This is a genomic window from Corynebacterium sp. p3-SID1761 (genome assembly GCF_055862885.1).
Genome location: NZ_JBSQBJ010000007.1, coordinates 1 through 13,612 on the forward strand (window position 1 = coordinate 1; position 13,612 = coordinate 13,612).

Genomic DNA, 13,612 nt, shown 5'->3' on the forward strand with positions numbered 1-13,612 from the left:
GGTTAGCAGCTTCCCTTACAGTTGTTGGAGTGGCCTACTCCGATATCAGGTATGACCTGAAGTACTCCTTCGATAGCATTCCCACCCGCCCCGCTCTTGCGCTTAAAGAAAGCTCACGCCCCGATTCGCCCACCACTTCGAAGGTATGTGGCACCCCTTACCTCCCGGAGCATGCACCCTACCCGTATTACGACGGTCGGCCCATGTTCTTCATTGCCCAGTTCAATTTCTCTGAGCTCGAGCAGCTTCCGGGGTTCCCCACGACCGGGCTCCTTCAGTTATTCGTGCCTGATACTGATTTTTGGGGTGATTTTTTGATGGCGCCGAACCAGCAGGATTCGCGCCAAGAACCCACCCCGTTCGCCAGGTATTTCGAAGACCTTTCTGCACCGCATGTAGGTGAGATGCCTGAGGAAGAGATCCTGCATTCAGGCGAGCATCCAGCTCCCGAGCCACTCGATCCCGTCACGATCGATGGAGTTCGAATCGACCAGGAGGTTGATTATAGCGCCCACGAGTACGGTCGGGCTATTTTTGATCCGAAAGGTCCCCGCACCCTGCTTAGAAGAGGCCAGGATTACGTGGATATTCACACGTTTAGGGGAAGCCTTGTTTCGCGTTGGGTAATCGGCGGGGAGACGACTTTCGAGAAGCCCAGCCGTGATGGTCAAGGATCGAGGAAAGATGCGTTTGCCGCGGCTGTCGGGCGCGCAGAACAAGAGGGCTTCACTGTCTATCCCCATGCCGATGAGTTCCTAGAACCCATTGACTATCCGTCTGCAAACGGATCCTCGCTCGGTGGATACGAAATTCTTCTGAACCGCGACCCCTTCCATCCGTCTGATCCCCGAATAGTGCTCGCGAGAATAGACCAGGACCTCCCTTGCGAATGGGGCGACACCGGAGTTGGAAACTTTTATATCCATCCCGATGACCTCGCTGCGCGCAACTTCGATCGGGTCGAATTTGCCTGGGACTGCTTATAAGACCTGCGTGTGGCATTGCAGCTCTCGCTGTCTTGCCGTTTGTCGTGCTAGTCGTCCAACGCGCGCAGATAGAAGCGGCGAATCAAAGCACGCCGAGGCAGGTCGATAAGTCGACGTAAAGCGGGGAAGCGAGCGGGCTGAGATTTGGCGTCAACAAGAAAAAGAACCCGGCCATCGTGCAACCGCTCGAGGGTAAAGGTCTCCTCGCCGCGCTCGAGGTGGCCGGGGAGAGTGCCGTAGGTAAAGCCGCAACGTCCCGGTTCGGCGAACACATCAACCACCCGGCAGCGGAAGGTCCACGGCCCAAATCCCAAGGCAACTTCCGCATTGAGTTCCACGACCTCATGCGTGGGGTGCACACGGAATAGTCCGCTGCGCTGCACGCCCCACCTGAAGAGACGGTCGGCGGCGGTATCGAAGTCTGCGTTAATGACCCGCGACATATGCAGCTCTGGGAAGCCAACGGTCGAGGTATAGGAGAGGGGAGCTCGTGGCGCTTCAGGGTTCATAGAACGCACCAGGCTACTTGATGTGCCCGGAGATCTGCTGATGCTGTGGCACATGAGGAACAAAATCCTGCACATAAGCTCCCATGGCGATCAATGCATCGACGCGCTCCCAGATTGGTGGGTGGGTGGCGGAGAAATTCCGCCGCTTATTCATTGCCCGCTCGAACATGCCGCCCTTTTTGCTCTGGTCGGAGTTGTGGAAACTCTCGATGATGTCCCTCTCCGGTGCATATAGAGCCAAGGAACCAGGGCTACCGTACATGGAGTTATCCACCGTGTGGGGGTTGGCCTGGTGAAATGCGCGGATCGTGATGAGGGCTTGTGCCAGGGCAGTGGGGTTGCGGCAGAGCGAAACGCCATGGCTATCGGCCTGCTGCTCGCGATAGCGCGACATATAGGCCCTCGCAATGTTGGACAGCGCAGGGGCTGCCAGGATGACGCAGAAGGAGACCAAGAAAATGACCAGTGCGACAACCGCATGGCCACCACCGCTGGAGTTCGAGTTCGACCGATTGCGGTTATTGGAGCTCAAACTTCCGTAGATAAACGCGGACTGCAGGATGGAGATGACAGACGCAATCGCCACCAGCTGGGTCATGACCCGGTTGTCCTCGGCGGTAAGGTGGCTCATCTCATGGGAGATCACGGCCTGCAGCTGCTCGCGATTAAGCAGGTAGCCGAGCTCTTCGGTGACAATGATCGTGCCAGTCTGCGGCTTCTTTCTCTTGCCACCCAGGGCATAAGCATTGGGCACTCCGGTTCCGATGAGCACATAGACCTTCGGCGGAGAAGGCATACCGGCGGCGATCGCCATTTCTTCCACAATGTTGTAGATCATGCCCTGCTCCACCAGGCGCTTTTGCCCGCCGATCGCGGACAGTACGGTCCGGGTGGAAAAGAAGTAGGAATACAGAATGATCAGCATCGCTACCGGAATGGCAACACCGGCAGAGATCAAAATGACCATGCCTAGGGTGTTGAGGTCAATATTGCTGCCCTTGGTGCCGACATAGGCGGCGCAGGCACATGCCACGATGGACAGCTGCAAGACCAGCACGTTTGCGAGCCATGCGACGGCGATGCCCCGACGCAGCTGAGACAATGATTCGTTGAAGGTCGTCGGTTGGTGGCCCATGGTTCCTCCTTGTTGGTCGTGTAGTCACCTCGACTGCGGCGGCGGTAAGTGCAGTCTCTACAAAAATTGAAGGTGACGGGGGAGGAGATTAGAAGGACACGTCGGGAGCCTGGCGCTTGGACTCCTCCACCTGGAAGTATTCGAAGGGGCGGAAGCCGTGCACGGAGGCCACGATGTTGGTCGGCACGGACTGGATAGCGGTGTTGTAGTTGTTCGTCGAAGAGTTGTAGTACTGGCGCGCAAAGCCGACCTTGTTTTCGGTGGCGGCTAGCTCTTCCTGCAGCTGTTGGAAATTGCGGGACGCCTGCAGCTCTGGGTAGGCCTCTGCGGTTGCGCGCAGGGTGGCCATGGTGCGACCGAACACTGCTTCTGCCTGGGATGCATCCTGCACAGTGCCGGTGGCGCGGGCGCGGTCAGTTGCGCTGCGCAGCTCAGCGATATCGTGGAACACCTTCGCCTCGTGGTTAGCATAGCCCTTGACCGTGGATACAAGGTTGGGGATCAAGTCGCCGCGACGCTGCAGCTGGGTATCGATCTGTGCATATGCCTCGTTGACCGTGTTTCGCTTTTTGACGAGGCCGTTGTACATGGCGAACCAGATGATGACGAGTAGGACGAGGATAACGATGGCGATAATTGCAATGATCATGTCAGTACTTTCCTTGGAACCCTTGAACGTATCTATGTGTGAAATCGGTTGCGAAGTGGCCATTTAGGAGGATACGAAACTTCGCACCAACCACCAGTATTGAAATGTATTATCGCCAACCTTTGTTCCCGGCGCAGTGTAGTGCATTTTGTGTCTGTGCTCTCGATAAGGTGTCCCAGAGCTCGGGGGCATCACAGTCGTTAAGGTGGATTCCATGTCAACTAGTCCAAATCCCATGGTCGACCACCAGCTTTCCCATCGCACAATCAGGGAGTTCACCGATCAGCCGGTGGACGAGCAAACCCTGGAAACGATCTATGACGTCGCTATGCGTACTGCGTCCTCCCGTGGAATGCAGCAGGCGAGCATAATTCGCGTGACGGATAAACAGCTGCGGGAGCGCCTGGCGGAGATCGGAAATCAGGAGTACGTTCGCCGGGCCCCTGTGTACCTGTTGTTCCTGGCCGACACTGCGCGCAATGCTCAAATCCTGCGGGAAAACGGCGGCGATCCACGCGCTGCGGGGCGCACGAAGGCGTTTGTGGAAGCTTTCACAGATGCCTGCCTGATGGCGCAGAACGTGGTGAACGCCGCCGAATCCTTTGACCTTGGCGCGAACTACCTAGGCAATATTCATAACGACACTGCCGGGGTTATCGAATTGCTGAACCTGCCGCAATTTACCTTCCCCGTCGTAGGGCTCACCCTCGGTTGGCCGAATCAGGATCCGCAGCTAAAGCCCCGCATGCCACGTGCTTTCCGCGTCATGGAGAACAGCTACCAGACCAGGGAGAACTTGACCGCCGACCTGGCAGATTACGACGCGGAAATGAGGACGTATTACGACCTGCGCAACGCTAACCGGCGGGTGGATAGCTTTACCAACCAGGTCTTGAAGAACTTTCCTTTCTCCCGGGATAGCAATGACGACTCACTGCAGGCGGCGCGCTGGCAAGGTTTTATTGTGTGACGCCCTCTCGCACGTCACCCGCATCTAACCTGAACTTAACCTTTAGTTCAGCTACTTGGGTTAGCATTCCGGAGAGTTTATAAAACTATGTGAATTCGCGCCGGGCGGGCTCGCAGGCCTGGCGTTCACAAAGAAGACACAGTCGACATTTCAAGGATGAGGAAAACAGTGACCAACAAGAAGGGTCTGAAGATCACGACGGCGACCGTGATGGCCGCGACGATGTCCCTTTCCGCAGTAAACGTAGGTCAAGCCGCAGCTGCTCCAGTGAGCATGCCAGCTATCGCTGGTTCGCAGGGGCTACCGAACTACCCGCACCCGGTGCAGCACAAGGGTGCCCCGACCCCGCAGCCTTTCGGCCCGGAGTACCTGGGTGGCTACATCTCTGACATCAGCTCCCACGGCTACGGCATCTACCTGGATGTCGTCGATGGCTTCAACGATGTGCGCGCCAACCACCCGGCGATCATGAAGCAGAACCTGGATAAGGTTGTGAACATCAACAACGCTGTGCAGGACAACCCGGCAGCTATCCAGCGTGCACAGAAGGACGCTCGCGCGGACAAGGCTGGCGTGCTGGATGCGTTCTCCGACTCGCTGGGTGACGAGCTTGGCCGCCACTTCCGTGCCGCCTTGCGCGAGAACCGCCTGCCGAAGACCCAGTTCCTGCTGGGCAACGGCTACCTGGCACGCGCTGGCGGAGTGGCTTCCTCCACCTTCGTGGAGAAGATGGTGTTCGGTTATGACCGTCCGTTCGTGGTCGCCCCGGATCGCATCAAGAAGTACGAGGATGGCCAGAACAAGTACTACGGCACCTCCAAGTCCTACCCATCTGGTCACACCAACCAGGCTGTCTGGTCCACCACTTTGCTGGCGCTGACCCTGCCGGAGCTGGCTCCGCAGATCCTGGCTCGTGGGTCTGAGGCTGGTAACAACCGCATTGTGATGGGTGTGCACTACCCGCTGGACGTCATGGGTGGCCGCATGTCCGGTACTGCAGCGGCAGCTGACCGTTGGAATGACCCGAAGATGCGCGATGCGATCCGCCAGGCTGGAAAGGAACTGCGTGCCGAACTCGAGTGGCGCGCTGGCCGCCCGCTGGCACAAGTCATCAAGAGCGACAAGGCCTACCGTTCCACCGACCAGGCTGTGCGCGAGTACACCGACCGCATGACCTACGGCTTCCCGAAGATCTACCGCAAGGATGCGCCGATGATCGTGCCGCAGGCTGCGCCGGATCTGCTGCTGCCGAAGTTCCCGAAGCTGACCTACAAGCAGCGCGCCTCCATCCTGCGTCAGACGGCAATTCCGTCTGGCTCTCCGCTGGACGATCAGGGGCCACGTGGTTCTTGGCAGCGCCTGAACATGGCCGCCGCATTTGCCGCTAAGGTCAAGGTCAACGGCGACGGCAGCGTCACTGTTCTGCGTTAGAACCGCGTAGCTGGGAGGCAGGGGTAACCTTTAGCAAACTGTTACCACTGTGGCGCATGTGAATCCTGTTTCGTGCGATAGGGTTAGTTCCATTGCCAACAAAAACGAAGGAAAGTATGCGCTCCCGGTCCTTGACAGCCTCACTCGTCCCCACTCGCACTACCCGTCGCTTCGCAGCTTTGATCGCGGGCGCGGCACTGGCCATCTCCGCCACATTTGGTGCGACCTTTAATGCGCCGGAGGCCTCCGCGGCTCCAGCAGGATCCGCCGATGCCTTCCTCAAGGCCACCGGCCAGCCCGGACCACACCGCATTCCCGGCCACTACTTCACTTCCCCCGGCATTCCTCAAGCACAGCGAGCCGCCGCACCAAACGTGCTGGCAGGCCCGTCCATGCCGATCTACGTAGGCAACAACATCTGCACTCTGGCCGTCGTCGGCTATGACAAAGCAGGGGACAAAGTGGGCATCACCGCTGGACACTGCGGTAAGCCCGGCGCTCCGGTCACTTCCATGGATAGCGAGCGTGCGGGGCAAATCGGCACCGTCGTTCGTAACGGCTACCCGGACTACGCCGTCATCAAGTTCAACAACAAGGTGCGCCTGACCCGCAGCTACAACAACGTACACCTCAACGCACTGGGCGGACCGACCCCAGGTAGCTTGCAGCAGATGTGCAAGACCGGAGTGGCCACGGGTACCTCTTGCGGCCCAATGCTGGCGATCTCCGGCCCCTTCCTGGTCTCGCACCTGTGCGGCTCCGTTGGCGATTCGGGTGCCCCGATCTACGTCGGCAACCGCCTCATCGGCATTATCAACGGTGGCGTAGCCAACCTGCCTTCCTGCACTACCCCGCTGCAAGGACCTTTCCACGCGCCGACGGCCGGTGCGGCATGGAATGTTATCGCTGCTGACCTGAACGCGGCTGGGGGAGTAGGAGCCGGTTTCCGCCTGGCATAAACCACTAACGCCACGCTCTTTAGCCCAAGCGCCCTCTGCCTAGCTGCAGCAGGGCCTTTGCTATTTCTACGCCCTCTGTGCCGAATTCCTCGCGGAATTGATTAATGATCGCGACCTCGCGCGTATAGACGAGCTTCGTGCCACCCGAACCTAGACGTGTTTTGCCGATGGCCTTTGAGACCTCGCTACGGCGGTGAATTGCATCGATGATGGCGCGGTCGAGGCGGTTGATTTCCTCGCGGTAGGATTGAATTTCTGAATCCGATAAAGGATCGTCCGTGCCGGAAGGCATTCGGACGGTGAACTCAGCAGGCTGCGAGTCTTCGTTGTCGCTCATGCGCTGTAGTCTACCGCTAGTTGGCCGGAGAGTTTCACAAAGAGTTTCTAGGGAGCACAAAGGGAAAACATGCACAACCAGCACGATCCATTCGCCGACCTGCCGCTGCCCGAAGAACCGACACTGTTTGCAGAAGAGGTGCCTCCACCAGAGGAGGATCTGCCTCCGGAGGGCTATGAGAACGTACTGGCGAGCCTGCACACCACACCTCGCCCAGAACCGCAGCCGCAGCGCGCGACTGGACAGTCGGGCGCGGAAACTGGGCGTCAAAAAGAAGAACTGCTGAACGGACTTAACCCACAGCAGCGGCAGGCGGTCGAGCACATGGGTAGCCCGCTGCTGATCGTGGCGGGTGCCGGGTCGGGTAAGACGAGTGTGTTGACGCGCCGCATTGCCTACCTGCTGGCCAACGGTGTGGCGCCGTGGCAGATCCTTGCAATCACCTTTACCAACAAGGCCGCGGCGGAGATGCGCGAGCGCGTGATGGATATGGTCGGTCCACAAGCGGAGCGGATGTGGGTCTCTACCTTCCACTCCTTTTGCGTGCGTGTGCTGCGTGCCAATGCACACCTCGCGCCAGGGCTGAACACGAACTTCAGCATCTACGACTCGGATGATTCCAAGCGCTTAATGTCCATGATTATCAAGGACGCCTCGCTGGATTTGAAGGAGTTCTCGCCGCGCGGGGTGCTGCACGTGATCTCCAATTGGAAAAACGAGCTGGTTGGCCCGCAAGGTGCATTGGAGGAGGCGCAGCGCGATTCGAATCCTCACACCGCGCAGATCGCCACGCTGTACAAGACCTACCAGCAGCGTCTCCGGGCGGCGAACGCAGTGGACTTTGACGACCTGATCGGCGAGGTTGTGGGGATCCTCAATAACAATCCGGACGTGCGCGAACACTACCGCCGTCGCTTCCGTCACATCATGGTCGACGAGTACCAGGACACAAACCATGCGCAATACGAGCTGGTCGCGGCACTCGCCGGCAAGGGCAAGGCGGAATCCGAGCTGTGCGTAGTGGGCGATGCTGACCAGTCGATCTACGCCTTCCGTGGGGCGACGATCCGCAATATTGAGGAGTTCGAGCGCGACTATCCGGATGCTCACACAATCCTTTTGGAGCAGAACTACCGTTCCACGCAGCGGATTCTCACCGCTGCCAATGCTGTGATCGACCGTAACCAGGGCCGCCGGCCAAAGAAACTGTGGACGGATCTGGGCGATGGAGAGCTGATCGGCGGCTATGTTGCGGATAACGAACACGACGAGGCGAATTTCATCGTCCAGCAGATCGACGACCTCGTGGATAACGAGGGTTACTCCTACGGCGATATTTCGATCATGTACCGCACCAACAATGCCTCCCGCGCGATCGAGGATGTGTTGGTGCGCTCTGGGTTGCCGTACAAGGTTGTCGGTGGCACGCGCTTCTATGAGCGCCGCGAGATCCGTGACATCGTTGCATACCTAAAGGTGCTGGATAATGCGGATGACACGGTGGCGTTGCGGCGCATCATCAACACCCCGCGCCGCGGTATTGGAGATAAGGCCATCGCGCAGGTTACGGTGCACGCGGAAGGCCAGGAGATAGGTTTTTCGGCTGCTCTTGGTGACGCCGCCGCGGGCAAGGTCGCCGGCCTTTCCGCTCGCGGCCGCAATTCCATTGGCAAGTTCCTGGACATGATGGACGCGCTGCGGGCGGAGACAGAGACGATGGAGATGACCGCCTCCGACGGTTCTGGGCTGGGGCTGCCCGACTTGGGGCGGGTGATTTCCGCAGTGCTGGATGTGACTGGGTATAAGGAGCTGCTGGAGAAGTCCAACGATCCGCAGGATGGGGCACGTCTGGATAACCTGAATGAGCTGGTGAGCGTGGGGCATGAGTTCTCTCAGGAGTCGGCGAATTTGAAGGCTTATGAGGAGATGCCTGGTGCTAGCGCAGGGAGCGCTGGTGAAGACAGTGCTGACGCAGATGAGGCTGCTGAGGCGATGCTGGCTGAGGGGGAGGCGCCACTGGGTAGCCTGCAGGCTTTTCTAGAGCGCGTGAGCTTGGTCGCTGATGCCGACCAGATTCCGGCAGACGAGCAGGACATGGTGACGCTCATGACGCTGCACACTGCCAAGGGGCTGGAGTTCCCCGTCGTGTTTTTGACCGGGTGGGAGGATGGCCAGTTCCCGCACATGCGCGCACTGGGCGACCCCACAGAGTTGGCCGAGGAGCGCCGTCTGGCCTATGTGGGCATTACGCGCGCCAAGCAGCGGTTGTTCCTGACCCGGGCGATTACCCGCAGTGGTTGGGGTGCACCTGTAAACAACCCACCGTCGCGCTTCTTGTCTGAGGTGCCGGAGAACCTGATGGAATGGATCCGCGAGGAACCCGCGCGTTTCGGCAGCGGAGTGGATTCAGCCTGGGGTGGCGGAGGATACGCCGACGGTACGAGCTTCGGCGGCTCGGGTGGATGGAGCTCTGGCTCTGGAAGCTGGGGTGGCCAGTCCTATCGCAAGCCTGCAAGGAATACGAAGCCCGCCTTTGGAGCCGGCGCAAAGAAGAACCAAGATTTGGACTTGGCGGTCGGGGACAAGGTCAACCACGACAAGTACGGCTTGGGGACTGTGAAGAGCGTCGACGGCAGCGGATCACACACTACCTGCATGATTGACTTCGGCAGCCAGGGCACGGTGCGCCTGATGTTGTTCGGCGGTGTGCCGATGGAAAAGCTCTAGCGAAGTAACGGCCCCGGGGTTATTCCCGGGGTTTTTCTGACGCCGCCCGCTTTTGCGTCGGTAGAGGTCGTGCGGTGAGGTTGATGAACGCCACAGCAGCGTTAAAAAAAGAGACTTTTGTGACAAAAGTTTCGCGACGAATATTTTTGTTATGTAACGTAACTATGCGTCTCCTCGTTGGATTTAGCGGAAACAAAGAAGGGTATGTATGTCAGAAAACCAATCGATCACCTCAAAATTGCACAACCTTAAGCATTTCGGCGAGGCTGCATGGGCTGAGACTCATGCGATTGCCACTGGCCTGGGGACCGCGCTGCGATCGGGCGTGGTCGTTAGGGGCGGCGGAGTTAAAGGTAAAGCAAAGCTGGTGGAAAGTATCGCCCGTTATGGCTTCACCGCTGCGCGTCAGGCGTGGTATGCAGCAGAAGCAGCTCCGGAGCGAACGGCCATCATCGATGACATTGGTGAGCGCACCTATGCGGAAGTTCGAACTGAGGCGCTTGCTTTCGCCCGCGCGCTGCAGCGCATGGGGTTGGGGCCGGGGAAAAACATTGCGGTGATGGCACGCAATTCCCGCGTTGTTGTCTACGCGCTAGTCGCAAAGGGCTTTATTGGGGCAGATATTTGCCTGCTTAATCCTGCTTCCAGCTCGGTCCAGCTGCAAAAGAGCATGGAAGAACTCGATGTCCACACCGTTATTATCGATGAGGAGTTCGCAGACCGGCTGCCTGCAGATTATTCCCGCGCAAAGGTGGTTATTGGGTACGCGGAAGACCTACAAAACCCGCAGGCGCCGAACCCGGAATGGGAGACCTTTCAGCAGGTCATCGACCGTGCACCTTCTGAAGCTGAGGAAAAGCTTCCTACCATCCCGAAACGTGGCTTTATCACCATTATGAGCTCCGGCACTTCGGGCACACCTAAGGCGGTTGTGCACCGGGAACCGCCTATTCCGACACCCCTGGCGGACCTTGTGACGTGGATTCCGTGGCGTGCGGAAATGATGATTCAACAGACTGCTTCTATGTTCCACTCGTGGGGCTGGGCGAACCTTAACCTGATCTTCGCTCACCGTGCGACGGTGGTTTTCCGCCGAGTATTCGATCCTGTTCAGGCTATGGAGGATGTTGAGCGTTACGGTGTTAACGGCATTATCACCTCGCCTATCTTCATCAAGGAGCAGCTAAAGGTCGCGCAGAACGGTAACTACGATGCTTCATCGTTGGAGTTCATCGTGTCTTCCGGAAATGCCATGCATGAAGATCTGCTCCGTGGCCTGCACAAGCAATTCGGGCCGGTGGTGTGTAACTTCTACGGCTCTACAGAGAACAGCGTCGTTGCCATCGCTAAGAAGGAAGAACTTGCGGAAAACCCAGCCTTGGCTGGGCGACCGGTGCGTGGCGTGCGCATAAAGATTCTGGATGATGAAGGCAATGTGTTGCCTCCGAACACTCCGGGACGAATCTATGCCCGTGGAACCATGACTATGCGTCGCTACGCGCACACCCGCGATCAAATGAAGATCAAGCATGGCTTGTTGGAGATTGGCGACCGCGGGTACCTCGATGAAGAGGGGCGCTTGTTTGTCCTCGGCCGAGCTGATGACATGATCATCGTCGGCGGTGAAAATGTCTACCCACGCAGTGTGGAAGAAGTACTGGCGCCGATGCCCGGTGTGAAGGATCTCTTTGCCAAGGGGGTAGACGACGAGGAGAGTTTTAAGCGCATGGCCGTCTGGATTGTGCGTGACGACAACCCGGAAGGTGAGGAGCTGACCAAGGAGTCTGTGCAGGAATGGGTTAGGGATAATCTTGCGGAGCATTCCGTTCCCCGAGAAGTGACCTTCCTGGATGAGCTTCCGCGCAACCCAACTGGTAAGGTCATGCCAGCAATGCTTCCTAACACCTAACATTTTTGAACCAATATCGATAGGCTAGACACGGCCTTTAAACACTCACTGGAGAACATGATGAAGAAGATTGCACGTATTCTGACTGCGGCAGTTGTCGCGGCTGGATCCGTCATGGGGCTTGCCCCTGCTGCGCAGGCTGCACCGGGTAACACCGTTTTGATCGGTGATTCCTACTTTGCCAACACGACCCTCAACCAGATCTTGGACGCTAAGCGAAGCGGGAAGCGCAAGTGTATCCACGGTAAGTTCCGCGTTGCCACCGAGCTGCAACGTCTGACAGGAGCTCATATTGACGACTACTCCTGCAACGGCAAGGAACTGTACTTGGGGCGTGAGCCACTGGAGGCTCGCGTGGATCAAGCTATTCGAGATGGCAAGCTGAACCGCAATACGCGCAACGTGCCGATCATGGTCGGCGCCAACGACACCTACCGCACCCTTTCCCCGATCGACAATCGCGCAGCGGCTCGTTCCTACGATCGCATCGCTAGGAAGATCAAGCGCGTTGCTCCCGGCGCCCGCATCCAGTTCGTTAGCTACCCGCACCTGACGAACGACCGTGCAGGTCTCTGCCTCATCCGTCCCCACGGTTTGCCACCGATTGAAGCTCCGTTCCCGATCGTGAAGGAAGCTGAGCGCCAGCTTTGGCGTCAGGCGCACGACGCGGCAAAGCGTAACGGTGGCGTATTCGTTGATCTGCACCGCTCCACGCGTGGCCACGACACCTGCCAGCCAGGTGGAAAGGCATGGGTTGCTGGCGTCTTCGACAACCAGACTCCGCGCTACAACCTGACCCTGCACATGTCCAATGATGGTGTAACCAACGCGGCGAAGCAGATCGGCGCTGCTCTGCAATAAGCTGTACCTCTCCTAGGGGACACCCCAACACCCCAAGGGGAGCACCCCGGGAAAGCAACCCGGGGGACCAATTAAATAATTTAAGGGCCTGACTCCGATGTGGTATCGGAGTCAGGCCCTTTTGAAGGCTTTAACGCTAGAGCCTTAAGGGCGCTCGGCGGTTTAAAGCTGAATACCGCGCTCAGCCAGCCATGGCTTCGGGTCAACGGCGTCGCCACCGTTCGGGTGAACCTCGAAGTGTAGGTGGGAGCCAGTGGAGAAGCCCAGGGAACCCATGCCAGCAATCTTCTGACCGCTGGTTACACGGTCGCCAACCTTGACGTCCAAAGTGGCCATGTGGCCGTAAACGGTGATGGTGCCGTCATCGTGCTTAATGCGAATCCAGTTACCGAAGCCGGATGCCGGGCCGGAGTCGATAACGGTGCCGTCGTGGACAGCGCGGATGGGGGTGCCGACAGCGTTAGCGATATCGATGCCCTGGTGGAAGGAACCCCAGCGTGGGCCGAAGCCGGAAGTGAAAGTGCCCTCGGCTGGCTTTGCGAACTCAGGCATACGGGCAGCCAGGTCAGCCTCCGTGCGCTCCTTGGCAAAGCGCAGGGCGGAATTAAGCTGCTGGGAGAGGTCGGAGACCGGCTTGGCCTGCGGAACCTCGAGGATCTGCGGGGCTTCGGCAGCCGTTGCGTCTGCACCGTCGGCGGTGGCTGCAGAGCCCTGGGTGCCGGCCCCTTCACCCTGGGCGAGAAGAGTGGTGTTCTCAGAAGCCAGTGCGATGTCGTCGTCAGAGCTCTGGGAAGCACCAGCGGTGGCACCAGCAGCGCCAGCGGTCGTGACGGCCGTCGTCGCGACTGCTACCAGCGCAAAGCGACGCTTCGCGCTGTGATCCTGCTTGCGGTGGGCACCGGTACGGTTCGCCTCGGTAGTGTTTTGCACTGTCCTTGTAACCCTTCGACTTATTCGGTGTTTCTTAGCAACTGTCAAATGCGGCTCTGTCTGCTGGGCTATGGCGTTGTCTGGCGGATCCTCGGCGGATCCTCGATGCCTTCGCGCAAGCATTTTGTAACCACTTTGTTATTAACGGAACGTAACATTATCGGTTGAGCAACGTTGCGGCAACTAAATTCACGAAAAATAACGCTTTG

At 58.5% G+C, this 13,612-nt stretch carries 12 protein-coding genes; 7 read left to right on the forward strand and 5 right to left on the reverse strand.

Going from position 1 to position 13,612, the window contains the following annotated elements:
- The first annotated feature begins 29 nt into the window (after nt 1-29).
- Nucleotides 30-986 (forward strand): DUF1963 domain-containing protein, encoded by a 957-nt coding sequence (locus ACWXWJ_RS05125; RefSeq protein WP_434815745.1) that lies wholly within the window; start codon nt 30-32, stop codon nt 984-986.
- Between the two features lie 47 nt (nt 987-1,033).
- Here ACWXWJ_RS05125 and ACWXWJ_RS05130 read toward each other — a convergent pair whose 3' ends face one another.
- From ACWXWJ_RS05130 to ACWXWJ_RS05140, 3 genes are all read right to left on the reverse strand, one after another.
- Nucleotides 1,034-1,495 carry a DUF1990 family protein gene (locus ACWXWJ_RS05130; protein ID WP_473963731.1) on the reverse strand — a complete coding sequence of 154 codons (462 nt, stop codon included), beginning with the start codon at nt 1,493-1,495 and terminating at the stop codon, nt 1,034-1,036.
- Between the two features lie 13 nt (nt 1,496-1,508).
- Complete coding sequence (locus tag ACWXWJ_RS05135) at nt 1,509-2,630, reverse strand: M48 family metalloprotease (RefSeq protein WP_473963732.1); 1,122 nt, start codon at nt 2,628-2,630, stop codon at nt 1,509-1,511.
- An 88-nt stretch (nt 2,631-2,718) separates the two neighbouring features.
- On the reverse strand, nt 2,719-3,279 hold the full coding sequence (locus ACWXWJ_RS05140) for a LemA family protein (RefSeq protein WP_293790937.1): 561 nt from the start codon (nt 3,277-3,279) through the stop codon (nt 2,719-2,721).
- 214 nt (nt 3,280-3,493) lie between these two features.
- Here ACWXWJ_RS05140 and ACWXWJ_RS05145 point away from each other — a divergent pair, with 214 nt between their 5' ends.
- From ACWXWJ_RS05145 to ACWXWJ_RS05155, 3 genes are all read left to right on the forward strand, one after another.
- Nucleotides 3,494-4,249 carry an NADPH-dependent oxidoreductase gene (locus ACWXWJ_RS05145; protein ID WP_473963733.1) on the forward strand — a complete coding sequence of 252 codons (756 nt, stop codon included), beginning with the start codon at nt 3,494-3,496 and terminating at the stop codon, nt 4,247-4,249.
- Between the two features lie 168 nt (nt 4,250-4,417).
- Entirely contained in the window at nt 4,418-5,680 is a 1,263-nt protein-coding gene (locus ACWXWJ_RS05150; RefSeq protein ID WP_473963734.1) for an acid phosphatase, read from the forward strand.
- 116 nt (nt 5,681-5,796) lie between these two features.
- Complete coding sequence (locus tag ACWXWJ_RS05155) at nt 5,797-6,639, forward strand: chymotrypsin family serine protease (protein WP_473963735.1); 843 nt, start codon at nt 5,797-5,799, stop codon at nt 6,637-6,639.
- Between the two features lie 19 nt (nt 6,640-6,658).
- Here the strand turns inward: ACWXWJ_RS05155 and ACWXWJ_RS05160 are convergent, their stop codons facing one another.
- Complete coding sequence (locus ACWXWJ_RS05160; RefSeq protein ID WP_293790941.1) at nt 6,659-6,976, reverse strand: chorismate mutase; 318 nt, start codon at nt 6,974-6,976, stop codon at nt 6,659-6,661.
- Between the two features lie 69 nt (nt 6,977-7,045).
- Here ACWXWJ_RS05160 and ACWXWJ_RS05165 point away from each other — a divergent pair, with 69 nt between their 5' ends.
- The 3 genes from ACWXWJ_RS05165 (at nt 7,046) to ACWXWJ_RS05175 (ending at nt 12,473) form a co-directional block, all read left to right on the forward strand.
- Nucleotides 7,046-9,703, forward strand: coding sequence for an ATP-dependent helicase (locus ACWXWJ_RS05165; protein WP_448308422.1), 2,658 nt, complete (start codon nt 7,046-7,048; stop codon nt 9,701-9,703).
- A gap of 208 nt (nt 9,704-9,911) precedes the next feature.
- Nucleotides 9,912-11,612 carry an AMP-binding protein gene (locus ACWXWJ_RS05170; protein ID WP_473963736.1) on the forward strand — a complete coding sequence of 567 codons (1,701 nt, stop codon included), beginning with the start codon at nt 9,912-9,914 and terminating at the stop codon, nt 11,610-11,612.
- A gap of 57 nt (nt 11,613-11,669) precedes the next feature.
- A complete protein-coding gene (locus ACWXWJ_RS05175) occupies nt 11,670-12,473 on the forward strand; it encodes an SGNH/GDSL hydrolase family protein (protein WP_448308424.1) in 804 nt (267 codons plus the stop codon).
- A gap of 162 nt (nt 12,474-12,635) precedes the next feature.
- On the opposite strand, the gene ACWXWJ_RS05180 is transcribed toward ACWXWJ_RS05175, so the two are convergent.
- Nucleotides 12,636-13,403 carry a M23 family metallopeptidase gene (locus tag ACWXWJ_RS05180; RefSeq protein WP_473963737.1) on the reverse strand — a complete coding sequence of 256 codons (768 nt, stop codon included), beginning with the start codon at nt 13,401-13,403 and terminating at the stop codon, nt 12,636-12,638.
- Between the last annotated feature and the right edge of the window lie 209 nt (nt 13,404-13,612).